At 38.5% G+C, this 23,169-nt stretch carries 19 protein-coding genes and 1 riboswitch; of the genes, 12 read left to right on the forward strand and 7 right to left on the reverse strand.

Translation table 11 applies throughout. The features are described from left to right. Positions 1 to 235: 235 nt before the first annotated feature. Positions 236 to 1,654 carry a PAS domain S-box protein gene (locus tag V7127_RS08895; RefSeq protein WP_335484992.1) on the forward strand — a complete coding sequence of 473 codons (1,419 nt, stop codon included), beginning with the start codon at positions 236 to 238 and terminating at the stop codon, positions 1,652 to 1,654. 35 nt (positions 1,655 to 1,689) lie between these two features. Here V7127_RS08895 and V7127_RS08900 read toward each other — a convergent pair whose 3' ends face one another. After that, positions 1,690 to 2,175 (reverse strand): PaaI family thioesterase, encoded by a 486-nt coding sequence (locus tag V7127_RS08900; RefSeq protein ID WP_335484995.1) that lies wholly within the window; start codon positions 2,173 to 2,175, stop codon positions 1,690 to 1,692. Positions 2,176 to 2,492: 317 nt separating this feature from the next. On the opposite strand from V7127_RS08900, the gene V7127_RS08905 reads away from it, so the two are divergent. Further along, on the forward strand, positions 2,493 to 3,983 hold the full coding sequence (locus V7127_RS08905; RefSeq protein ID WP_335484997.1) for a peptide MFS transporter: 1,491 nt from the start codon (positions 2,493 to 2,495) through the stop codon (positions 3,981 to 3,983). 239 nt (positions 3,984 to 4,222) lie between these two features. Beyond that, positions 4,223 to 5,713, forward strand: coding sequence for a peptide MFS transporter (locus tag V7127_RS08910; RefSeq protein WP_335485000.1), 1,491 nt, complete (start codon positions 4,223 to 4,225; stop codon positions 5,711 to 5,713). A 299-nt stretch (positions 5,714 to 6,012) separates the two neighbouring features. Here V7127_RS08910 and V7127_RS08915 read toward each other — a convergent pair whose 3' ends face one another. Next, entirely contained in the window at positions 6,013 to 7,002 is a 990-nt protein-coding gene (locus V7127_RS08915; RefSeq protein ID WP_335485004.1) for an ornithine cyclodeaminase family protein, read from the reverse strand. Positions 7,003 to 7,620: 618 nt separating this feature from the next. Here V7127_RS08915 and V7127_RS08920 point away from each other — a divergent pair. The 6 genes from V7127_RS08920 (at position 7,621) to dapA (ending at position 14,039) form a co-directional block, all read left to right on the forward strand. Then, positions 7,621 to 9,018: a YfcC family protein gene (locus V7127_RS08920; protein ID WP_335485007.1), complete on the forward strand. Its 1,398-nt coding sequence runs from the start codon at positions 7,621 to 7,623 to the stop codon at positions 9,016 to 9,018. A 119-nt stretch (positions 9,019 to 9,137) separates the two neighbouring features. Then, entirely contained in the window at positions 9,138 to 10,295 is a 1,158-nt protein-coding gene (locus V7127_RS08925) for a M20 metallopeptidase family protein (protein ID WP_335485010.1), read from the forward strand. Positions 10,296 to 10,479: 184 nt separating this feature from the next. Beyond that, positions 10,480 to 11,253 carry an amino acid ABC transporter substrate-binding protein gene (locus V7127_RS08930; protein ID WP_335485013.1) on the forward strand — a complete coding sequence of 258 codons (774 nt, stop codon included), beginning with the start codon at positions 10,480 to 10,482 and terminating at the stop codon, positions 11,251 to 11,253. A gap of 69 nt (positions 11,254 to 11,322) precedes the next feature. Then, entirely contained in the window at positions 11,323 to 11,979 is a 657-nt protein-coding gene (locus tag V7127_RS08935) for an amino acid ABC transporter permease (RefSeq protein ID WP_335485017.1), read from the forward strand. A gap of 14 nt (positions 11,980 to 11,993) precedes the next feature. Further along, entirely contained in the window at positions 11,994 to 12,740 is a 747-nt protein-coding gene (locus tag V7127_RS08940; RefSeq protein ID WP_335485020.1) for an amino acid ABC transporter ATP-binding protein, read from the forward strand. A 99-nt stretch (positions 12,741 to 12,839) separates the two neighbouring features. Then, positions 12,840 to 13,019: riboswitch (Lysine riboswitch) on the forward strand. Positions 13,020 to 13,154: 135 nt separating this feature from the next. Continuing rightward, on the forward strand, positions 13,155 to 14,039 hold the full coding sequence (dapA, locus tag V7127_RS08945) for a 4-hydroxy-tetrahydrodipicolinate synthase (protein ID WP_335485023.1): 885 nt from the start codon (positions 13,155 to 13,157) through the stop codon (positions 14,037 to 14,039). 65 nt (positions 14,040 to 14,104) lie between these two features. Here the strand turns inward: dapA and V7127_RS08950 are convergent. The 3 genes from V7127_RS08950 to V7127_RS08960 form a co-directional block, all read right to left on the reverse strand. Next, positions 14,105 to 15,435 (reverse strand): IS3 family transposase gene (locus V7127_RS08950; protein ID WP_335485026.1). Its coding sequence is split into 2 segments (ribosomal slippage): positions 14,105 to 15,054 and positions 15,054 to 15,435, totalling 1,332 coding nucleotides; the frame shifts between segments, so codons are not numbered across the junction. A gap of 151 nt (positions 15,436 to 15,586) precedes the next feature. Next, positions 15,587 to 16,993 carry a tetratricopeptide repeat-containing diguanylate cyclase gene (locus V7127_RS08955; RefSeq protein WP_335485029.1) on the reverse strand — a complete coding sequence of 469 codons (1,407 nt, stop codon included), beginning with the start codon at positions 16,991 to 16,993 and terminating at the stop codon, positions 15,587 to 15,589. Between the two features lie 197 nt (positions 16,994 to 17,190). Continuing rightward, positions 17,191 to 18,477: an NCS2 family permease gene (locus tag V7127_RS08960; protein WP_335485032.1), complete on the reverse strand. Its 1,287-nt coding sequence runs from the start codon at positions 18,475 to 18,477 to the stop codon at positions 17,191 to 17,193. Between the two features lie 331 nt (positions 18,478 to 18,808). On the opposite strand from V7127_RS08960, the gene V7127_RS08965 reads away from it, so the two are divergent. Continuing rightward, positions 18,809 to 19,525, forward strand: coding sequence for a Crp/Fnr family transcriptional regulator (locus V7127_RS08965; protein ID WP_335485036.1), 717 nt, complete (start codon positions 18,809 to 18,811; stop codon positions 19,523 to 19,525). Between the two features lie 176 nt (positions 19,526 to 19,701). Continuing rightward, the gene (deoD, locus tag V7127_RS08970) at positions 19,702 to 20,406 is read left to right on the forward strand and encodes a purine-nucleoside phosphorylase (protein WP_335485039.1); all 705 of its coding nucleotides are present in this window, start codon (positions 19,702 to 19,704) and stop codon (positions 20,404 to 20,406) included. A gap of 216 nt (positions 20,407 to 20,622) precedes the next feature. On the opposite strand, the gene V7127_RS08975 is transcribed toward deoD, so the two are convergent. Beyond that, entirely contained in the window at positions 20,623 to 21,222 is a 600-nt protein-coding gene (locus V7127_RS08975) for a hypothetical protein (protein WP_335485042.1), read from the reverse strand. Positions 21,223 to 21,231: 9 nt separating this feature from the next. Next, a complete protein-coding gene (locus V7127_RS08980; RefSeq protein ID WP_335485046.1) occupies positions 21,232 to 22,404 on the reverse strand; it encodes a ParM/StbA family protein in 1,173 nt (390 codons plus the stop codon). Positions 22,405 to 22,825: 421 nt separating this feature from the next. Between V7127_RS08980 and V7127_RS08985 the strand changes: the two genes are divergently transcribed. Continuing rightward, positions 22,826 to 23,128 (forward strand): YciI family protein, encoded by a 303-nt coding sequence (locus V7127_RS08985; protein ID WP_335485049.1) that lies wholly within the window; start codon positions 22,826 to 22,828, stop codon positions 23,126 to 23,128. Positions 23,129 to 23,169: the final 41 nt, after the last annotated feature.

The raw sequence follows: 23,169 nt of genomic DNA on the forward strand, positions 1-23,169 counted from the left end.
TTTTTACATAACTTACGGAACATCACCGACCTACTATCCTTGGGCAAAAGACGTCTGGCAATTCCTACAATTTTTCTCTAAAAATGGTATTATATTGTTAAGTGGCTATTTTCCTAAAGGTAGTTTTAAAAACACGAGGGGTTTTTATTAAACAGTACATTTTCCTAATCCTTTAAATTAACTACATAAATCCTGTAACTAAGAATGAGTAAATCATTATTAAGGAGTATTCATGATGAATAAAATTATTTTAGATAATCAGTTATTATTCATCCATGCCTTTGAACATGCAGGAATAGGAATGGCACTCATCTCATTGGATGGAAAAATAGTAAAGGCGAATCAGTTTTTATGTGACAGTTTGGGCTATGTAGAAAACGAGCTGTTACAATTAACGATTATGGATATTATTCCTCCAGAGGATGCAGAAATAGATGAACATATCGTTCAAGTTCTTTTCGAAGGGAAAAAGAATTCATATCAAATGGAAAGACGTTATATCCATAAGAACCAACGGTATATTTGGGGGTTAATGAGTGTCTCATTAGTGAGAGATGAGGACGGGATCCCCTTATTCTATATCAGTCAGATTCAAGATATCACTGCCCGAAAGTTAGCGGAAGAAAAGCTGCGTGAAAGCGAGGGCAGATATCACCGCTTAGTAGAGGAATCCCCGGATGGCGTCATTATTTTAAAAGATGAAAAATGTATTTTTATTAATGTAACAGGGATCGAGATGCTTGGGCTGCAGCATAAAGAAAATATTATCGGGAGACCGATTTATGACTTTATTTTTTATCAGGACCATGAGTGTTTTAAACAGCGCAATTTACATATTCATTCTGTTGGCCCATTTGAAAAGAAATTCATTCGCATGGATGGAAAGATCATTCCTATTGAATTAAAAACGATCCCAACAATATTTGAAAATACTCCGGCTGTCTACATGATTATGCGTGATGTCAGTGAAAGAGAAAAGACAAAGGAATTGATGATTAATTCGGAAAAGCTGACAATTGCCGGCCAGTTAGCAGCCGGAATTGCCCATGAGGTTAGGAATCCTTTAACAGCCATAAAGGGCTTCTTTCAAATGATGGAAAGCGACTTTAAACAAAATAAAATATACTTCGATGTCATTAACTCAGAGATTAATCGAATTGAAACGATTCTAAATGAGTTATTATGGCTAGCAAAGCCTCAAGAATCAAAACTTGCCCAGAAAAACATTGAGGTTGTATTAAACCATGTCCTCACCTTATTAGAAACCCAAACAAATTTAAATAATATCCAAATCATCAAGTCGATCGAGCAAAACCTGCCCATTATTAATTGTGATGAAAACAAACTAAAACAAGTGTTTATTAATTTTCTTAAAAATGCAATTGAGGCCATGCCCAAAGGCGGTGCCATACATATTGATATTCGACAGCAGCACCCTGCCTGGATCATGATTCAGATCACTGATGAAGGTTCAGGGATCCCAGAACATTTACTTACTCGAGTCGGGGAGCCTTTCTTCACAACGAAGGAGAAAGGAACGGGACTAGGTTTAATGATTTGCAAAAACATTATTGCAGAGCATGAAGGAGAAATCATGATCGAGAGTTCATCCAATGGGACCCATGTCAAAATCCTTTTGCCATACTCGATATAATTCAAGCAGGAGGTCTTCCCTCCTGCTTGAATTATTTATTCCGTCTTGGCAAATGTGCTAGGCATGACAACCGCGATGACTTCGCCGCGGGCGCATACCACATCCTCGGCAAACACTTCGATATCAACCTTCCACTTTTTCGGATGTATTTCGGTTACAGCGCCTATTGCTTTTAATGGGACATCTTGAGGGGTTGGTTTAAGAAAGTCAACCTTTAAGGAGCCTGTTACAAATCGCGGCGGCTCCGCTCCATCCCCAATCTCATGCCCATTTTTACGGTGCAGAGCCAACGCGGCAGATCCTGTTCCATGACAATCAATGAGTGATGCGATTAAACCTCCATAAACAAACCCCGGAATGGCGGTATGTTCTTCTTTAGGCGTATACAACGTTACCGTCTTTTCCCCTAACCAGCCTGTTCTAAAATGGTGGCCATTCTCGTTAAAGCGGCCACACCCATAGCACCATGCAAAGTCATCCGGATAAATATCTTGAACTGCATGAAGTACCTTATTTTTCATCCCTTCTCCCCCTTTTCAGAAAATTATAACATAACGCAGAAAGATCACGGCCACTTTTAATTTCACTAGAATTTCATGTGGAATATTCCGCCTTATCATAATAAATTTATTATTTTAAAAAAACTTATTTTTAATTACCCTTTTTACATTAAAGCTTATATTACCAACGATTAATGCGATTTCATCATCCCCTGTTAAAAAATAGTTTTTGACAATTTAAAACTATCAAAAGTATTATAGTATAATATTACTCGTTTTTAAACGAATAGCTTTCTGCAAGATTGCAAATTATAGAAAAAAGTAAGGAGGATTTTTACATGTCTAAAATAGATAAGCAACAAATTGTTGCGAGCGTCCCGCAAAAGGGATTTTTCGGACATCCTAAAGGATTGTTTACCCTTTTCTTCACAGAATTCTGGGAGCGTTTCTCTTATTACGGAATGAGAGCCATTCTCGTTTTCTATATGTACTATGAAGTGTCAAAAGGTGGATTAGGTATTGACCAACCTACTGCCCTTGCCATTATGTCCATATACGGATCATTAGTATATATGTCGGGAATCATCGGCGGCTGGTTAGCCGACAGAGTATTCGGAACGTCCAAAGCCGTTTTCTATGGCGGGATTTTGATTATGTTTGGTCATTTAGCCTTAGCTATACCTGGAAATATCACACTTTTCTTTATTTCCATGGTACTGATTGTACTTGGTACAGGTTTATTGAAACCAAACGTTTCAAGTGTTGTTGGGGAAATTTATAGCGAAGAAGATAATCGCCGAGATTCCGGCTTCAGTATTTTCTACATGGGCATTAACCTTGGAGGGTTCCTTGCACCACTAATTGTCGGAAGTACAATGGGTTATAGCTTCCATTTAGGCTTCGGTATAGCTGCTGTCGGAATGTTTTTAGGGTTATTAGTATTTATGTTTACAAAGAAAAAAAATCTTGGTCTAGCTGGCACCATTGTACACAATCCACTTTCACCAGCTGAGAAGAAAAAGACCATTACGATATTTGGATTAGTTGCCGTTATTATTGCTATTATTTGTGCAATTGCCATTCCAGCCGGGTATCTAACGTTTGATAGCTTTATTGCACTTGTAGGAATTTTGGGTATTTTGATTCCAACTGCTTATTTCGTTGTCATGTATCGCAGTAAAAAAACAACTGATGTAGAACGCTCAAGAATCATTGCCTATATTCCACTTTTCATTGCTTCCGTCATGTTCTGGGCCATTGCAGAGCAAGGTTCTACCATCCTTGCAGCTTATGCGGATACTCGGACACAGTTAAACTTTGCAGGAATTACGATTTCACCAGCTTGGTTCCAATCATTAAACCCGTTGTTTATTATTGTTTTGGCACCAGTTTTTGCTTGGGGTTGGGTGAAACTAGGAAATCGCCAGCCATCTATCCCGCAAAAATTCTCGATAGCTTTACTTTTCGCTGGTATATCATTCCTTGTAATTCTTTTACCAGCGTACTTTGGCGGTACTGATACATTGGTTAATCCATTATGGCTTGTCCTAAGTATATTCATCGCCGTCCTTGGTGAATTATGTTTATCACCAGTTGGTCTATCTGCTACGACTAAACTAGCGCCTGCAGCCTTCTCCGCGCAAACGATGAGCTTATGGTTCTTATCAAACGCTGCTGCTCAAGCTATTAATGCACAAATTGTTAAATTTTACACACCTGAAACAGAAATGGCTTACTTCGGTATCATTGGCGGAGCATCCATCGTACTCTCCATCATCCTATTTATCTTAGCTCCGAAAATTCAGGGCTTCATGAAAGGGATTCGTTAATTTTAGAAGTGCTTGTCATTTAATGAAAAGAAGCAAGGAACCCTTGCTTCTTTTTTTGTTTTTTCAATCCGAAGGAAACATAATGTATTTATTATTTCAAAAAAACTAAATTTTAGAAATTTGGTAATCGAAATCCAATTATACCAAGGTTTAGAGGCTGAGTATCTTCTTTTCCCTAAATACCCTTTTGACAATTTCGAACTTTCGAAAGTATTATAGAATAATAAGGAGGTCGTCTTATGTCAAATATTAGCAGGCAACAAATTGTTGAAAGCGTTCCCAGAAAAGGTTTTTTTGGCCACCCAAAGGGACTATTTACATTATTCTTCACTGAATTTTGGGAGCGTTTCTCCTATTACGGTATGAGGGCTATTCTTGTATTCTATATGTACTATGAAGTGTCAAAGGGCGGTTTAGGATTAGATCAGTCATTAGCGCTATCGATTATGTCGATTTACGGTGCACTCGTTTATATGTCGGGAATTATCGGCGGCTGGATGGCAGATAGGCTAATCGGCACATCGAAAGCTGTATTTTACGGCGGGATCTTAATTATGCTTGGCCATATTGCTTTAGCTATACCCGGAAATACAACGATGTTCTTTATTTCTATGGTGTTGATTGTTCTTGGTACAGGGTTATTGAAACCGAATGTTTCGAGTATTGTCGGTGACTTGTATAGCGAAGATGATGATCGGCGCGATTCTGGATTTAGTATTTTCTATATGGGGATTAATCTTGGCGCATTCCTTGCCCCATTAATCACGGGTAGTGCTATGGGGTATAGTTTCCATCTAGGATTCGGTTTTGCTGCTATTGGGATGTTCTTAGGATTACTCGTTTTTATTTTTACTAAGAAAAAAAATCTCGGGCTTGCAGGAACAATCGTTCCAAATCCACTATCTCAAGATGAGAAGAAAAAGGCATTTACAATTTTTGTTTTATTTGTCATTGTAATCGCTGCCATTTGTGCAGTTGCTATTCCAGCAGGGTATTTAACCTTTGATGTATTTATTGCAGTCATTGGGATTCTCGGTATTTTAATTCCAACCGCATATTTCATTGTGATGTACCGCAGTAAAAAAACAACAGATGTGGAACGTTCTCGAGTCATTGCCTATATCCCGCTTTTTATTGCTTCTGTCATGTTCTGGGTTATTTATGATCAAGGGGCTACTATTCTTGCAAACTATGCAGATAAGCGTACACAATTAGATTTTGCAGGCATTCATATTTCACCTGCTTGGTTCCAATCTCTGCCAGCATTATTTATTATCATCTTTGCACCTGTATTTGCTTGGCTTTGGATAAAGTTAGGGAAGCGCCAGCCAACCATTCCGCAAAAGTTTTCAATCGCTTTATTATTAGCTGGATTATCCTTTATCGTCATTCTATTGCCAGGGTATTTGAGTGGCGGAGATTCGCTAGTTAGTCCAATATGGCTTGCACTAAGTTATTTAATTGTCTCTCTTGGCGAACTATGCTTATCACCTGTAGGACTTTCAGCTACAACGAAATTAGCACCTGCTGCTTTCTCTGCACAGACAATGAGTCTATGGTTTTTATCAACAGCAGCTGCAGGGGCGATTAATGCACAAATCGTTAAGTTCTATTCACCAGAAACGGAAATTATGTACTTTGGCATTATCGGCGGGGCTTCCATCGTGCTTTCGATCATCCTTTTTATGTTAGCTCCAAAAATTCAGAGCTTCATGAAAGGAATTCGTTAAAAAAGGGACCCTGGTTCCGTTATTTATCTAAAAAGATTGCTTTTTAGAAGTTAATGGACTTGGGTTCCGCTACTGAGTGAAAAGAAAGCAATTTTCTTATAGATTTCATTCATTAGCGGATCCTGTGTCCGATGCATTCGATAAAGTTGCAATTTTTATAGAAATAAAGGATTGTCTGTCCGCTAAAATTAAGAAAAAAAGCAAGGGGCATCTAATAAGTCGATTTTTCGACTACTGGATGCCCCTTCTCATATCAACACTATTGATTTTCTTTGTTTGAACCCTTTTAAACTACCTTCTTATATTTCTACTTTGCTTCCTACACCGAGCTTAATAGCCTTTTCATAGGCGGCCGATGCAACAGCCAAATCAAAATATGCAATCCCAACTGATTTAAAAAAGGTGATCTCTTCATCCGATTCCCTGCCAGCGATTCTCCCTACTGCCAGCTCTCCAATTTCCCCATGAAGGTCTGAAAAACTCCATTCTCCTCTGTTTGCAGGAATAATAAAGTCACCAGCCTCATCTTTTACTCCTTCAATCGTATCAGCAACAATTTTTGAGCATTTACGAAGAGTTTGCACGTCTACCTCTTGCATATGCGGGAGATACGATCCAACACCATTAATATGTGTTCCAGGCTGCAGCGCCTCCCCTGAAAAAACAGGAGTTTCTGAGCGCGTGCTGCAAATAACGATTTCCGCTTTCGAAACAGCTTCATCTGCATGACCCATAATCGTAATTTCGCCTTTATACTCCGGGCTAAGATCCGCTATTTTATCAGCAAATGCATGTGCTCTTTCTTTTGTTCGATTATAAAGCATGATTTTCTTAATATCACGAACCTCCAGAACAGCCTGAAGCTGCTCCTCTGCCATTCCGCCACAGCCAATGACTGCTACCGTTGATGCTGTTTCCTTCGCTAGATACTTCGTTGCGATCCCACTTACCGCCCCCGTACGAAGCCTTGTTAAATAAGAGGCATTCATGCAAGCAAGATGGTCTCCATTCTCGGTGTCACTTAAAACAATGACACCCTGAGTGGTCTTCTTCCCTACTGATGGATTGTTTGGAAAAATAGTGACTACCTTGACAGCCGTTTTTCCGATTGGCTCCATGGCACTAGGCATATAGAGGGCCGATGCATTCTTTTCGGGGAATTCCAGAACCGTCCTGTGCGGATTAAGAATTTTTCCTTCTATGTAATGTTGTAAAGCTTGTTCCAAGTCCTGAATCGCGTCCTTCATTGTATACATGGATCGCAGTTGTTTTTCTGATATGACTAGCAAAATAAGTACCTTCTTTCTAGTAAAGGAAAACCACTTGCCTCGGTCCCTTTTATTTTTTTAAGCTACTTCCAATTCTTACGGTCACGCACAGCGTAAATCACAACAAGAGAAATGAGCGCTGCTAAAATAATATATATCGCCACGGGAACGCACCTTACTTTCCAAGATATCCCTCCCCTATATTTTATCACCATCATAACGGCTGAAGAAGGATTTAACAATATAAAAGTCCCATTATTTCCATATTTCCAAATATTATAGACGTCGCTCTATATCTCTTCTTTTTAAAAGTAATTTGGGCTAAAGTACAATTTTTTCAAGTGAAACGGGGTGGTATTTGACTAAAATCGCTATAGTATCCAAATATTAATTATGGATAAATAATTTTCCTAAATAGGAATAATTCCTATGAATATATTCCACGATGCCAATCTAACCAATTTTTTTAAATCACAAATTATTATTGCAATATAATTGAATGCATCTTACAATAAAGTGCATAAAAATTCATTTTGTGAACTTATTTACATTCATATAGTCACGGTCTTTGCCGATGGACTATTTCCGCTTCACCGGAATATCGACAATTTTATTATTTTACAATAAAGGAGCTTAAAAATGGGTAATCCTATTCAACAGGACAAAAAAGGATTGAACATCAATGCTTTTGTCCTCATTTTCTTTGTCATTGTCATCGCTACGATTTTGACATATATTTTGCCAGCAGGAGAATATGATAGAATTGAGAAGGCTGGACGCACTATTGTCGTTCCGGACTCATTTCATTTTACGGACCCATCTCCAGTTGGATTCTTTCATATTTTTACTAGCATTCATTCAGGCATGGTTCAAGCAGCAGGAATCATCTTTTTCGTTTTACTTGTGGGCGGCGCCTTTGGAGTATTAAAGGCGACTGGCGCTCTCGATGCTTTGATTGTCAGTATTACTAACAAGCTAGCCAATAAGGAATTATTGCTTATTCCAGTAGTAACGCTTTTTTTTGCGGCTGGGGGCACATTGATGGGGATGGCGGAAGAAACGATCGTTTATATAGGGATCATTACGCCATTAGCTATTGCTTTAGGCTTTGATGCCATGGTTGGGTATGCGATTGTAGCACTTGGGGCGAATATTGGATTTATGAGTGCCGTTATGAATCCATTTAACATTGGGGTTGCCCAAAACATTGCCGAACTGCCAACTTTTTCTGGCATGGGTTTAAGGCTAGTTCTTCTCGCGGCTTTCTATTTAGCAGGAGTTATTTATATTTATCGCTATGCTAAAAAAATCAAAAAAAATCCTGAGCTTAAATTTTTTGGTAATTTCCATGAAGGAACAAGTAAACATAAGCAAACACAAATAAAGCTCGAAACTCGTCATAAATTAGTATTAATTGTTTTTCTTCTTAACTTTGTTGCACTCATTTTTGGCGTTTTAAAACTAGGCTGGTATATAACTGAAATCGGCGCCCTCTTCCTATTATTCGGGGTTATTGCCGGGGTCATCGGAAAATTAAGCCCGAATAAAATTGCAGACAGCTTTTTAGAAGGAGTAAAAGAAGTCATCAGCGGAGCCATCATCATTGGATTTGCGCAGGCGATCCTTGTTGTCATCCAGGATGGGAAACTGATGGATTCAATTCTTTATTACTCTTCTTCCTTCCTAGGTCTGCTTCCGCCAGCCTTAAATGCAATCGGGATGTTTTTCGTTCAGCTGTTTCTAAATTTCCTCGTTCCATCTGGAAGCGGACAAGCGGCTCTTACAATGCCAATTATGTCTCCTCTGTCTGATTTAGTTGGCGTGACAAGACAGACAGCCGTTCTAGCGTTTCAGCTTGGTGATGGGATATCCAATTCTATATTTCCAACATCAGGCGTACTCATTGCGGGGCTTGCGATGGCTGGCATTCCTTATACAAAATGGGTAAAATGGGTACTGCCATTTATATTCATTCAAGTAGGACTAGCGATTGTTTTCCTGCTTATTGCACAAATGATAAAATACGGGCCTTTTTAAGAATTGAATTCACCTATGGGGTATGCGGAGGAAACCTTTGAGCCTAACCGCATGCTCCATAGGCTTTTCCATGACCAAAAGTTTTTTGACTTAATTATGATTTGGGGGTTTTATTCATCATGCTACAAACAAAATTAGTTGATTCAGATTTAATCGATTGGACAATTAAACTTCGGAGACATTTTCATATGCACCCTGAGCTATCGGGGCAAGAATACGAAACAGCTGCTTATGTAAAGGAAAGATTAGCTGAATTCGGAATTCCCGTTGACAATCGTTTTTCAGCACCAAATGTAGTCGGCTATTTTAAAGGGACCGAAGGAAAAAAAACAATTGCACTTAGAGCGGATATGGATGCCCTTCCCCTTCAAGAAGAGGGAGACAAATCTTACATTTCAACTGTTCCAGGCGTTATGCACGGATGCGGCCATGATGCCCACACAGCTACCCTGCTCGCCGTTGCTAAATGGATGAGCTCGAATCCGCATTTAGTAAAAAATAATATTGTGTTCATCTTCCAAAGCTCTGAGGAAGCGTCTCCTAGTGGAGCGAAGCAGCTTGTGAAAGAGGGCGTTTTAGATGGTGTGGACGCTATTTACGGAATCCATTATATGTCCGGCGTGCCGCTTGGCAAAATCGGATTTGCCACAGGCTATGCAATGGCTTCCAGTGATGACTTTGACATAACAATCGAAGGAAAAGGCGGACATGGCGGTTATCCTCATGAGGCGGTAGATCCAATCTATATTGCCACTCATCTTATTCAGTCGTTTCAATCCATTATCGGCCGAAGCCTGAATCCTTTGCACGCGGGCGTGATTTCAATTGGAGGCATGCAAGCCGGCAACTCCTATAATGTCATCCCAGATAAGGTAACACTGCAAGGTACGATTCGCGCCCTAACATTTGAAGGTGCCGAATTAATGCACGAAAAAACTGAGCAATTAACAAAGGACATTTGTGCAAGCTTTGGGGCAAAAGGTCATTATCATTTTATCGAAGGGACTCCACCGTTATACAATCATCCAGAAGCATGCGAATATGCGAAAGGAATCATCGAAAAAACCTTTGGTGAAGACGTGTTTATGTCCATTGATCCCGTAATGGGAGCAGAAGACTATTCCTTTTACTTGAAGGAAAGAGTTGGGGCTTTCGTCAACATTGGTATGCAAGGAGAGAAAAGCCAATACCCTCACCATCATCCGAAATTTGATGTAGATGAGGATACGATTCCAGCAGGTATTGAAACGATGCTTCAGCTGGCTTTAAACGCTTAAGCAATATGACAGGATTTTTCTAATGAAAGAGGGGCCGCTCCCCTCTTTTTTTATTGTCTAATTTCCTCAGCTTTTTTACTAGAATAAATCTCCTAATATTTCTATTTACTTTTTTATTTTATCTTGTTATCATGATAATATGGTAACGCACTAAAGGATTATGACAAAAGGTGGTCTACTACTAATGAAGCGTTTTTCAGCTATTATTCTATCATTATTTACTATTTTTACTGTTTTAACAGGCTGTTCATCAAGTGCCAGCACGAAGGATAACGAAATTATTATTGGAATTGACGATAAATTTGCTCCTATGGGCTTCCGTGATAAGGATAATAATCTCGTAGGCTTTGATATCGATTATGCGAAAGCTGCAGTTGAAAAAATGGGGAAAGAAGTTAAATTCCAGCCGATTGATTGGAAAACAAAGGAATCTGAACTCAGCAGCGGACGAATTGACCTCATCTGGAATGGGTATACCATTACTGATAAACGAAAAGAAATGGTTCTATTCACAAAGCCTTATTTAGCGAATGCCCAAGTGATTGCAACAAAAGCTGATTCTGACATTAGCACTTTGGCTGATTTGGATGGAAAGGTGATTGGTCTTCAAGGTCTTTCCTCTGCATCTGATGCCTTAAATGCAAATCCGATTAAAGACAGCATCAAGTCTGTTTCCGAATACGCTGATAATGTTCTTGCCTTAAGTGACTTAAAGGCCGGCCGAGTAGATGCGGTTATCATTGATGAAGTCGTTATTGATTACTACATGGCCCAAGAAGAGGGTACCTTTAAGGTCCTTGACGAATCATTAGCGCCAGAGGAATACGGCGTAGGTGTGAAAAAAGGGAACGATGAATTATTAAAAGAACTGCAAAAAGCCCTTGATGAGTTGAGCGCGGACGGTACTGCTGCTAAAATCTCAGAAAAATGGTTTGGTGAAGACAAAGTTCTAAATTAATCGTACAAATTATAGAAGCAAACAGGGTTTCCCTCGGAAAGCCTGTTTTGTTTTTGGAGGAATTCTTTCATGATGGACTATATTCTGACAATCATTAAGCCCATGCTTGAAGGGGCTCAGATGACAATCCTTTTATTTATTATCGCCATCGTTGTGTCCATTCCATTAGGCTTTCTTTTAACTCTAGCTGTTAAAAGTTCGATCAAGCCTCTTTCATGGTTGGCACAGGCCTATATTTATGTGATGCGTGGAACCCCGCTCCTCTTGCAATTATTATTTATTTGTTTCGGGCTCCCGCTTATCCCAGTGATCGGGGAATATTTAGTGCTTGATCGTTTTGTGGCAGCCTGCTTGGGCTTTATTTTGAATTACGCCGCCTATTTCGCGGAAATTTTCCGTGGTGGTCTTTTGGCTATTGATAAGGGACAATATGAGGCTTCACAGGTTCTTGGCTTAAGCAAATGGCAGACAACGACAAGAATAGTGCTGCCGCAAATGTTCCGTATTGCGCTCCCTGCTGTTTCAAATGAATCGGTGACACTTGTTAAGGATACTGCATTGCTATATGCTGTCGCTGTACCGGAGCTTTTGCACTTTGCCCAGACAGCCGTTAACCGCGACTTTACCATTGTGCCGTTTTTCATTGCCGGCATTATTTATTTAGGAATTACGCTTATCTTAACGATGCTCTTTAAATGGCTAGAACGGCGCTATAAATTTGAATAAGAAGGATTGATATTATGGCTATCATAGAAGTATCCAACCTAAAAAAATCATTCGGTCATTTAAATGTCCTGAAGCAAATTACATTTGATGTTCAAAAAAATGATGTCATCGCCGTCATTGGCCCTTCCGGTTCTGGAAAAAGCACCATGCTTCGAAGCCTGATCCATCTTGAGAAAATCGATGATGGCAGCATTTGTATAGATGGTAATTACCTAGTTAAGAATGGGGAGTATTCCAAACCGCAGGAATTGAATCGGATTACGTCTAAAATGGGGATGGTTTTTCAGCACTTTAATCTATTTCCTCATCTTACGGTAAGAGAAAATTTAGAAATTGCTCCTAAGATGGTGAAAAAGGAATCTGCGGAATCCCTTCAGAAGCGCAGCATGGAAATTCTCGAGAAGATTGGGTTAGCGGATAAAGCAGGCGTATACCCTGGAAATCTCTCAGGCGGTCAAAAACAAAGGGTCGCTATCGCGAGAGCCTTAATGATGGAGCCTGAAATTCTTCTGTTTGATGAGCCTACGTCAGCCCTAGACCCGGAATTAACGGGTGAAGTGCTGCAAGTAATGAAAACACTCGCTGAAGAACAAATGACGATGATTGTCGTAACTCATGAGATGGGCTTTGCTAAAGAGGTCGCCAATCAGGTTCTATTTATGGATAACGGAGAAATTGCGGAGTCCGGCCACCCGGACCAATTGTTCTCAAATCCTCAATTTGACCGGACAAAAGCCTTCTTGAATCGGGTGCTTAAATAAGCTAATGGAAAAACATTTCTAAAAATCCCTTGCAATTATGGGAACCTTCAGTTAACATTGAATACAATTAAATAAGTTCTTATTTCAAGATCTTTTTGAAGTGAGGATAGAGGCGCAAAGACCATCAGTACACAATCGGAGGATAATGAGACCCTATGATGATTGTGAAAAGGGGAATTTGCCGAAGTTTTAAGAATCTCATGTTCTTAAAGCTGGGCCTGTGTTGAATAAATACAGGACTGTCATATAGGAGAGACTATATGGAGGGCTATCGCACAAGAAACGGTGATTTTTTTACACTATTGTTTCTATAGCAACAGCGAGTCCCTCGTTGTTGCTTTTTTGCGTTTAGTTTTAAATAGGCCCTATCACCTCTACTTTTTAAAAAAAATTTAAAAAAGGGTGTGTGAAGTTATGAATTTTGGTCAAGTACTTACAGCAATGGTAACGCCATTTGATCATAACGGTGAGGTTGATTTTGAAGCGACAAAAAATTTAGTTAACTATTTAATCGAGAATGGGTCAGACGGATTAGTTGTTGCAGGTACTACTGGTGAGTCGCCAACTTTAACTGAGGAAGAGAAAGTGGTTCTATTTAAGTTTGTTGTTGAGGTAGCTGGCGGCAGGGTTCCCATCATAGCTGGAACAGGCTCGAATAATACAAGAGCTTCCATTAGCTTGACTAGAAAGGCTGAGGAGGCTGGAGTGGATGGCATCATGCTTGTTGCGCCATACTATAACAAACCATCTCAGGAAGGCATGTATCAGCATTTTAAAGCTATTGCTGAGGCAACATCTTTACCGATCATGCTGTACAATATTCCGGGACGAAGCGTTGTGAATATGTCAGTTGAGACCATTGTAAGACTTTCAGAAATTCAAAATATCGTGGCCATTAAGGAAGCTAGCGGTGACTTAGATGCCATGGCCCAAATCATCAGCCAGACCCCAGCTGACTTTACTTTATACAGTGGGGATGACGGTCTTACCTTACCGGTTCTGGCTATCGGAGGAGCAGGGATTGTTTCTGTTGCTGCCCACATTATCGGGAACGAAATGCAAGACATGATTAATAGCTTTAAAAATGGTGAGCTTCAGAAAGCAGCTGCTGCCCATCGCGAGCTTCTTCCGATTATGAAGGCTTTATTTAATGCTCCAAATCCAACACCAGTAAAAGCTGCTCTTAATCTGCAAGGCATTCAAGTTGGCGGAGTCCGGCTCCCATTAGTTCCTTTAAACAATACGGAAATGACTGCATTGCAGGAAGTATTGCAAACACTTCAGCCAGTAAATGCTTGATCATTAGAAGAAGCCCACTCCTAACGTTAAAGTGTACCCTTTGTAAAGGACATTTTTAAAAAAGCCTACGCAGTATTAAAAAGATGATCTCTGTATTGAACGGGGGTCATCTTTTTTAGATTCCATTGGTATCTGTAGTTATTGTAGTACGTCATATATTGTTTAATTTCACGTTTTAATTCATCCAGGGTTGCGCAAGGCTTTATATATGCTTCATCCTTGAAATGACCAAAAAATGATTCTTGAGGGGCATTATCCCAACAGTTTCCTCTTCTGGACATGGATTGTCGTAATCCTGATTTTTTAACCAACTTTTGGAATTGGGGGTGTGTGTAGTGTACTCCTTGATCTGAGTGAATTAAGGCCTCTTTAGCTTTCTTAAAGTTTCTATTTTTCTTTAACTTTAAAAAGGTGTCTGTTGCTAAGTCGATAGTCAATCGATCTGAAACATTATAAGCTAAGATTTCATTTGTGGAAGCATCTTTAATTGTTGATAAATAAGCTTTTTGACTTTTGCCATAAAATAAATAAGTAATATCTGTAAGAAGAACTTTTCCAGGCACATCTTGCTTAAATTGTCGGTTTAATAGGTTAGGGACAACACGGTGTTCTTGTGTAGCTTTCATCATTCGTCTATAAGGGTTTGCCTTTCTGATGGGACAAATAATGCCGTATTTTTTCATGATTCGTTGTATACGTTTCAAATTAAAGACAACATTAAATTGACCCGCCAAAGTCATTTTGATTTGACGTGCCCCTTTCTTACGATTTTTAAAGCGGAAGGCTTTTAAAATGATCTTCTTAAATTCCTGATCTTTTTTCTCTTTTAGCTTTCTTTGTTCTTGTGACTTCGATGAGAAATAATTATAATAGCCACTTCTTGAAACACCTGCTATTTCACATAGGTAGTTCACCATACGTTTTAATTGATATTTGTTAATCACTGAACGAATAAGGATAAACTTCTGGCTAGGAAGAAGTACTATTTTCTCATCCCCCTTTCTAAAACACGAATCTTTTTTAACAGTTCATTTTCTGCCTTGAGTAAGTTTATCTCTGCTTCTAAACGAGCATTTTTCTCCTCTAAGGAAAGTTCTCTTTCTATTTGGCGCCCTGAATTTTCAGCTCTTGTGTCACGTAAGCCGATTATCCCGTTCTTCTTGTAAGCTTTTTGCCATCTCTTACTCGCCGATTCAATTCTATTCATCCCCAAAATCTCTGTATCAAACCCACACTCTTCAAATATTTCTCTTGGAAAATTGCCTTTCTCTTTTTCCGCAATAAATATATGTTTAAATTCATCAGTATAAGTGATTCCTTTTGAACTTACAGATTTAACGTAAGTATTAGTTGAAAGCAGCTTGATCTCTTTCTCTGTGAAAATCTTTTTACTCATAATTTCTCCGTCTCCATGTTAATTTCTCTAGTTGTTTTTCTTAATTATACAAAAAAGTACCCTATAGGTAGACTTTTTCTATGTGTCCACTCTATAGGGTACATTTTACGTTAGAAGTGGGCTTTTATTAATAAGAAATACATGTATTAAATCACTTAACACAAACGTTATTTTTTCCGCTTTGTTTGGCCTTATATAGTCCGAGATCCGCATGATGAAATAATTCATGAAATGATAGCACTTTTCCGTCTAAGTTATCCGCAACTCCCATACTCGTTGTTACGGATACACTGTTTCCACTCATTTCGATCTTTAACTTACCAATAACCTCCCTAATTTCTTCAGCCCTTTTCTTGCCTCTTTCAAGTGAAGCGCCCCTAATCATTACGACAAACTCATCCCCGCCATACCGGGCGAATAGCTCATTTTCCTTTATTGTTTTTGAACAAGCAATACTTACTTGTTTAATAACCTCATCACCAAAAAGGTGACCATACTGATCATTAATGATTTTAAAATTATCGATGTCAAACAAGATACAGACAATACTTTCATTTTTGACAGACGCTTGTTCTAACCACTCATTTGAAGTGGTTTCTAAATAGCTTCGATTAAAGGTACCTGTTAAAAAATCAGTATTGGCTTTCCTTTTAAAATCAGCCATACTATGTTTGATTTCAAGCTTTAAAGCCGTTAACGCTAATTCTTGTTTATTAATATCGTTTATCAAGGATATATATTCCTTTTGAACACGATACCCTAACTGAACATCTTCCATCTGCTCACACAATTGGCATCGCTCTTCTTGAATCGTTTTTAATAAGTATAAATCTTGATAGCTTTCCACTAATTCCTTTGCAACAGTTAAAGAGTCAAATGCTTCCTTAAATAATTTTTGCTTCCGATACCAGCTTCCTAGTAAATGATAGCTCTGAGACTTTTCCCTTATAAAGGATTCTAAAATGGGGTCATGGATCATTTCATTAATAAGTGCTTTTGAATCATGAAAATGATTGAGCTCAAGATAAGCTTTTGCAATGTTCAGCTTTACTCTTAGTTCAAGAATAGGACTGGCGGGTTTGTGTAATTTAGACGCCTCTAGCCCCCTTTGACCTGCTTCTAAGGCTGCCTCATAATTGCCTTCCTCCATCAAAACATGACTGAAATTGCTATATCCATTACTAACGATATTATATTTCTCTAATTTCTTTCCTAGCTTGATACTATTCTCCAGTGTCGCCTTGGCCTTCGTAAAATCCTTATTATATTCATAAAGCAAAAACAATACATTGTACTGATGTAATAGATCTGCTTCGTCTCCAAAACCGCTGCAAACTTCAACATAGGCATCAATACTATTAAAGGCTTCCTCTATATCCCCAATACAATAATAGGAAGCAGCATGATTTATATGGGCAGTTAAAATAGATTTAAAATCATCGAATTCTTTTCCGCACTTCAGAAGATTATAGCATGCCTCAATCGTTTCCTTATATTTCCCCTCAGCCCTAAGTTTCGTTACTTCTTGATGTAATAGCTTTAAATCTTCTTTCTCCATATTTCTGCTCCTTATGTGTAGATATAAATAGTATATGAGTATAAATATGTATAAGTTTTTTCTTTATATGATGTATTAAATTATACCTCATTAACTATAGTAGAGCCTGTTTATTTCCTTGTTCATACACTTTACAATAAAAAAAAGAGAAGTGATAAACACTTCTCTGTACGGGACCGTTTTTAATACTTGATTTGTTATAAAGCCCCTACTATAAAATACAGAAGAAAGAAAAAAGCAATGACATACATCGTTCCTGTAACTTCCTTTTTTCTGCCCGTTGCCCACTTTAATACCGGGTAAGCAATAAAGCCAAAAGCAATTCCGTTAGCGATATTAAACGTTAACGGCATGATGGCCAGCATTAAATAGGCAGGGAAAGCCTCTGTAAAATCGCTAAAGGGAATTTCTTTTATCGATTGGACCATAAGACATCCAACAATGATCAAAACGGGTGCGATTGCGCTATTAGGAATCACTTTAAAAATTGGTGTGAGAAAAAGTGCCGGTATAAACAGTAAACCAGTTGTTAATGAGGTTAAGCCAGTTCTGCCGCCCGCGGCAATACCTGTTGCGGACTCAGCAGCGGTCGTTGTCGGGCTACAGCCAAAAAGGCCCGCACCGATGACTGAAAAGGAATGAGCTTGAAAGGACTTGCGAAATTTCGATTTATCTGGAAGCATGCCAAGCTGAACACTCATATTTTGGAAAATAATAACCATCGATAAAGAAAATACGGCTGTCCAAAAATGAAACGTACCTATTTGGCTAAAATCAAAAGCTAAAAAAACCTCTTGATAACCTTTAAATGAGAGATGGAAATCACGCAACTTTGAAAAGTCCACAATACCAAATAAAGCTCCAATGAATGTCCCTATCAAAATTCCGATCAAAAAGTTCCCTTTAACATTCTTCTGAAACAACGGTACAAGAATAAGCAGAGTAAGCAAGGTCGTTAAAGCATGGGGATCGCTAATCTTTGCCAGCGCTACAAAGGTTCCCTCGTTTGCTACGATTACACCCCCATTTTTCAGACCTAGAAATGCAATAAATAAGCCAATTCCTGCAGTCATAGCATGAATCATAGACATCGGAATAGAGTTTGATAAAAAAACAGCGACTTTCGAAGTCGTCGTTAATACATAAACAATTCCCGCTATCAACACAACGGCTAAAGCCTGCTGCCAAGATAGGCCGAAAGATAACACGAGTGTAAATACGAAAAACGCGTTGTCCCCCATCCCTGGAACGATGACCAGTGGAGAATTTGCCCATAAGGCTAATAACATACAACCTATAAAGGAGCAAATCACTGTGGCAATAGTGACAGCTTCATAAGGCATGCCAGCCATATTCAAAATCGCACCGTTGACAACAATGATATAGGCTACCGTAATAAATGAGGTTAGGCCAGCAACCATCTCTGTGCGGACACTCGTATTTTCTTCTTGAAGATGAAACCATTGATTTAATTGTTTTAACAAGAGCCAATCACTTCTTTCTAATGAAAAGCACCACAGCAGATTGTGCTTGCCGCAAGAATATATAACCCTCAAGGGCATGAATAATCGAAAAAATGACAGTAAAAACAAATGCCCCAACTAAGCCAATCCAAGAGATAGAGATCCTACTCCTGCCGTTTCGGCATAGTAAGCGATAATCGCTGAAAAGAAAGCACCGCTACTATGAATCCTTCAAGTCCAATATTAATGAAACCTGATCTTTTAAACAAATTTTTTGTATTAATCCCCATGGTATAATGTTCATTATCATTCCAAAGAAAGTAGAAACAATGAACTGAAAGGTTGGATTCCTTTGATTACCAAAATTACAGACTGCGCTATTTTCGCTAATATTCCCGAGAATGAATTATCTAATATCATTCCTTTACTTAAAGAACGTCATTTCAAAAAAAACCATGTTCTAATATTTGAAAATGATCAAAGTGATGAGATTTATATCATTCGCTCAGGAATGGCAAAAGTCTGCCGTATACATGAAGGCAGGGAAGTTGTACTTGGAATAACAATGCCTGGAGATATTATTGGTGAGACAGAAGCACTTTCTAACGACCAGCACCGAATCTCATCGATTGAAGCAATAGAGAATGTTTCAACCTGGCTTATTTCCAGGAATGATTTCTTAAATATCGTGGAAAAATACCCATCAGTCCTCAGAAAAGCCTATATGATTCTTGTCGAGAGGACCCGCATCCTTAATCGGCTAGTTCGGTATTTAACCTTCTATGATGTCCGCACGAAGGTTGCAAATTTACTCATTGATTTATTTTATAACTTCGGAAAACCATGTGATAACGGTTACAAAATAGACCTGAAAGTAAATCAGTCTTTACTAGCAAATATGCTGGGTGTGACGAGAGAATCCATTTCCAAAACCATAGGTGATTTTCAAAACGAGGGCCTTATTAATGTACAAGGTAAGTATGTTTACCTCCTTGAAAAAGACAAACTGGAATTGATATGTAACGAAACTGAAGAGACCCCATCACTTCGCAAGTGGAATTCTCTTTAGTCTGGAGAGCATTTCAAATATAGCAAATGAGTTGTAGGTAGTTCAGTTATGCAATTAACGTTTTTTGTGAATTGGCTCACAATTTTGTCGTTACCCCTTTAACAGAATTCAAAATTTTATTGTGTTATGATTTTTTGGAATCGCTTTCGAATGATAGAATTTTGGAGGGAAAATATATGAGTTTTCATATCGAGGCAAAAGTTGGAGAAATTGCAGAATCCGTATTACTGCCGGGAGATCCGCTGCGTGCCAAATATATTGCTGAGACTTTTCTAGAAGATGCTGTTTGCTATAACCAAGTGAGAGGCATGCTGGGCTTCACAGGAACATATAAAGGGAAACGTGTTTCCGTACAAGGAACAGGGATGGGCATGCCATCAGCATCCATTTATATTCATGAATTAATTAAAGATTATGGCGCCAAGAATCTTGTTCGCGTTGGCACTTGCGGAGCCATTCAGGAGGATGTAAAAATTCGTGATGTCATCATTGCTCAAGCTGCTGTCACAAACTCAGCTATTATCCGCAATGATTTTCCTGGATATGATTTTCCACAAATCGGGAATTTCGAATTAATAAAGGGCGCATACGAAATCGGCGTTGAAAAGGGCCTTAATCTTCATGTGGGAAATGTTCTATCTTCTGATCTTTTCTATACAAAAGATACGGAAACATTTTTAAAGCTAGGAAAATTAGGTGTATTTGCTGTTGAAATGGAAACGGCTGGACTTTATTATTTAGCAACCCAATTTGGCGTGAAAGCTTTATCTATTTTAACTGTAAGTGATCACATCATTACTCATGAGCAAACAACAGCTCAGGAAAGACAAACCACTTTTAATGACATGATTGAAGTGGCTTTAGAGGCGGTAACAAAATAAAGTAATATTGAAAAGAGATACATTTTCTAACCTTAACTTGATGATCAAGTCAATCCTAAGCTTATCGAGCCGTACAGTAAGACTATCGTACGGCTCTTAAGTAAAACCGATACTCTCTTATCCATTTTATTCCTCTTAGAAACCCTCTACTATACATAGAGCTGTTCAAATAAAAAAGCAGTGCCTTTTTTCTAAATAGGCACTGCTTTTAGTATTCTACTTATTCATCTTAGCAAGGAAATCACCAAGCAGATCATCAAGGTCGAAATTGGTTTCGGCAGTTTCTTCCTCCACCTTAGGCTCCTGATTTTTCTTGGCGGTTTCCCAATCAAACGCCATTAGATCATCGTCCATGGATTCTTCTAATGCGGCTGCTGATTCCTGTTCATATTTTGAAAGATTAGCCGTTTCCTCATTTACAGTGGAATTCTCGGGTTCTTCTTGCAAATACAATGCTTCATTAATATCGATAGATTTGCTGTTCATGGATGCTAGTAATGAGGTTGACCGAACGGGATCGATTAGCAGCTGATAAATAATATTGCCTATGAGGGCTTCGGAATGCTCATGCTTTAGCCAATCTCGCTGGGATTTACTTAATCTCTGAGGAAGGGGAATGGTGATCGTTTCCCTTTCTTGGGAGCAGGATTTTCCAACTCCCTCTAGAACAAACTCGGCCATTTTGCTTGAGAAATTTCTTCGTTCCGTTTCCTTTAGCTTTTGCAGATGCTTTAATAAGTGGTCAGGTGTATCTGAAGGGACACGAAAGGATATCGCTTGTCCCCTTTTGATCATACCTGATTTTAATTTTTCCATAGAATCACCTTAGCCCTTCACAGGCTCTTTGACCGCTTTTACCTTTTCCATTTTCCTTGAATAGTCTTTAATTAATTTATAATAGGCATTGGCCATCATCCAAATGCTCTCTTTTTCATTTTCAAAAAAATCTATGTTATACCCATCTAAATTATTGTTTATTGTTTTTATATATTCCTTTAGTACATTCGCTCCGCCTCCGACAAAATAGCAGATCTCTGTCTGCGAGTTTTTTTGCCACACATTCCGCAATAAACGATACTGCTTCTTAGCCAAATCAAGCAGGATTCGATCTGTAATGTCATGGACACTTGTTCGGCTTCCTTTTACCATAATATGATTGCGGTCATTTTTCTTCGTGATAATTTCAACCACATCTCTGCGGCTGTCGAGTTCAATGCCATGCTTGGATCTTATTTCTTCTCTAATGGCTTCTAATGATTCGGACACACCAAGATTAAACCCTTGAGCCTTATCATCATCAACATTTCGGTTCTTAATAACCGCTATATCGGTAGACAGCCCCCCGATATCCTGGATAATAATCCTTTTGTCGATAAGATCCTTATTAATAATCTTTAAATCATTATCCATGACTAGATTAATATAAGCAGCAAATCCTTCAGGATATACCTTGACCTCATCGAACCTTAGATTCACCTTTAATCCTTGGTATTTAGGTGTAACAAGAAATTCCACCTGATGGACAGACCCAATTAATTTCGAACGGTATCCGGCATCCTTTCCCTCTTTAACCTCACGAAGAGGGAGTCCCGTTCCGAGTGTGTAGGCAGCATCGATGATATTTTTTGTCCGCTGGAAGACATCTTTGTTTTCTGACCTTACTGCATCTAAAGCCAGTGTTGCAAAAAGCATAATTAATGTTTGATCTTCCTCTGATTTACTGCTCCCAGGGTCAAGCTCTGATGCGCTATTGCTTTTTGTTGCCAAGTTTCCAACTCGGTAAATGACGTTATTCTCCTTTAGAGCAGGTGAATGGACCTTTATATGTATGCCATCAAGCGGATTTTTCTGATCCAGCTCTTCAATTCCAATGATCGGACGATCCTCTGTGTCCCTAGCAATAATATTAGGAATATTTAATTCGTAATCTACTTCCCCGAAAATAGCCTTAACCGAGTCATTTCCAACATCAATCGCTGCAATTCTGGATTTAGTCATTTCATCTTCATCCCTTTTCTATTTAATTGTTTTATATGTATAAAGCAGTTTCTACTTTTAAGGTTAAGGGGGATAATTGAAATCTTCAATGGACATAGCCGAAATAAAATACAACTGTAAATCAGTAAACATCTTGTAAACTTAGTGATTTTTTGTAAACATTTATGTATACTTGTGTAACAAATCCGTACACCTATTGCTACTGAAGGATGTATACGAATTTGTAAACAAGTAAACGCATTTGTGTACGGAAAGTTTACAGTTTGTAAACAAGTAAACAGTTAATAAATGAATCTAGCACGATTGATTTTTACTTTTATCCTTTGCCACTATTTTTTTAAATCTCCACCCTTTCTTTCCTTATATAATAAGAAATCAGATCCTGCATCTTGAATAATTAAATAAAAAGGGGATATTTTCCATGGAAAAATTACAATTTCTATATCAACTTAAGCTCATTCCATCGTTATTAGATGAAGACAATTGGACTGACAAGGAGAATAACATTGTTCAGGAGCATTTTGAGGTTTTACAAAGCCTAGAAAAGGAAGGGAAACTCATCTTAGCAGGCAGAACATTAGATACTGACCCACTAGGGATAGTTATTTTGGAAGTAGATACGGAGGAAGAAGCAATAGAGCTTATGAAAAATGATCCTGCTGTTAAAAAAGGAATTATGGAAGCAAAGCTTTTCCCATATCGATTAGCAATACTAAGAAAATAAAAAGCTAGGAACAAAGACATGAGTAGGCTAACCTTTGTCTT

Origin of the sequence: Bacillus sp. JJ1773, from assembly GCF_036962035.1 — a bacterium.
GTDB lineage: Bacteria > Bacillota > Bacilli > Bacillales > Cytobacillaceae > Cytobacillus.

Excerpts from the sequence above, each read along its gene's own strand:
- V7127_RS08895 (WP_335484992.1), top strand. The coding sequence starts at position 236 with ATGAATAAAATTATTTTAGATAATCAGTTATTATTCATCCATGCCTTT.
- V7127_RS08900 (WP_335484995.1), bottom strand. The coding sequence starts at position 2,175 with ATGAAAAATAAGGTACTTCATGCAGTTCAAGATATTTATCCGGATGAC.
- V7127_RS08905 (WP_335484997.1), top strand. The coding sequence starts at position 2,493 with ATGTCTAAAATAGATAAGCAACAAATTGTTGCGAGCGTCCCGCAAAAG.
- V7127_RS08910 (WP_335485000.1), top strand. The coding sequence starts at position 4,223 with ATGTCAAATATTAGCAGGCAACAAATTGTTGAAAGCGTTCCCAGAAAA.
- V7127_RS08920 (WP_335485007.1), top strand. The coding sequence starts at position 7,621 with ATGGGTAATCCTATTCAACAGGACAAAAAAGGATTGAACATCAATGCT.
- V7127_RS08925 (WP_335485010.1), top strand. The coding sequence starts at position 9,138 with ATGCTACAAACAAAATTAGTTGATTCAGATTTAATCGATTGGACAATT.
- V7127_RS08930 (WP_335485013.1), top strand. The coding sequence starts at position 10,480 with ATGAAGCGTTTTTCAGCTATTATTCTATCATTATTTACTATTTTTACT.
- V7127_RS08935 (WP_335485017.1), top strand. The coding sequence starts at position 11,323 with ATGATGGACTATATTCTGACAATCATTAAGCCCATGCTTGAAGGGGCT.
- V7127_RS08940 (WP_335485020.1), top strand. The coding sequence starts at position 11,994 with ATGGCTATCATAGAAGTATCCAACCTAAAAAAATCATTCGGTCATTTA.
- dapA (WP_335485023.1), top strand. The coding sequence starts at position 13,155 with ATGAATTTTGGTCAAGTACTTACAGCAATGGTAACGCCATTTGATCAT.
- V7127_RS08955 (WP_335485029.1), bottom strand. The coding sequence starts at position 16,993 with ATGGAGAAAGAAGATTTAAAGCTATTACATCAAGAAGTAACGAAACTT.
- deoD (WP_335485039.1), top strand. The coding sequence starts at position 19,702 with ATGAGTTTTCATATCGAGGCAAAAGTTGGAGAAATTGCAGAATCCGTA.
- V7127_RS08975 (WP_335485042.1), bottom strand. The coding sequence starts at position 21,222 with ATGGAAAAATTAAAATCAGGTATGATCAAAAGGGGACAAGCGATATCC.
- V7127_RS08980 (WP_335485046.1), bottom strand. The coding sequence starts at position 22,404 with ATGACTAAATCCAGAATTGCAGCGATTGATGTTGGAAATGACTCGGTT.
- V7127_RS08985 (WP_335485049.1), top strand. The coding sequence starts at position 22,826 with ATGGAAAAATTACAATTTCTATATCAACTTAAGCTCATTCCATCGTTA.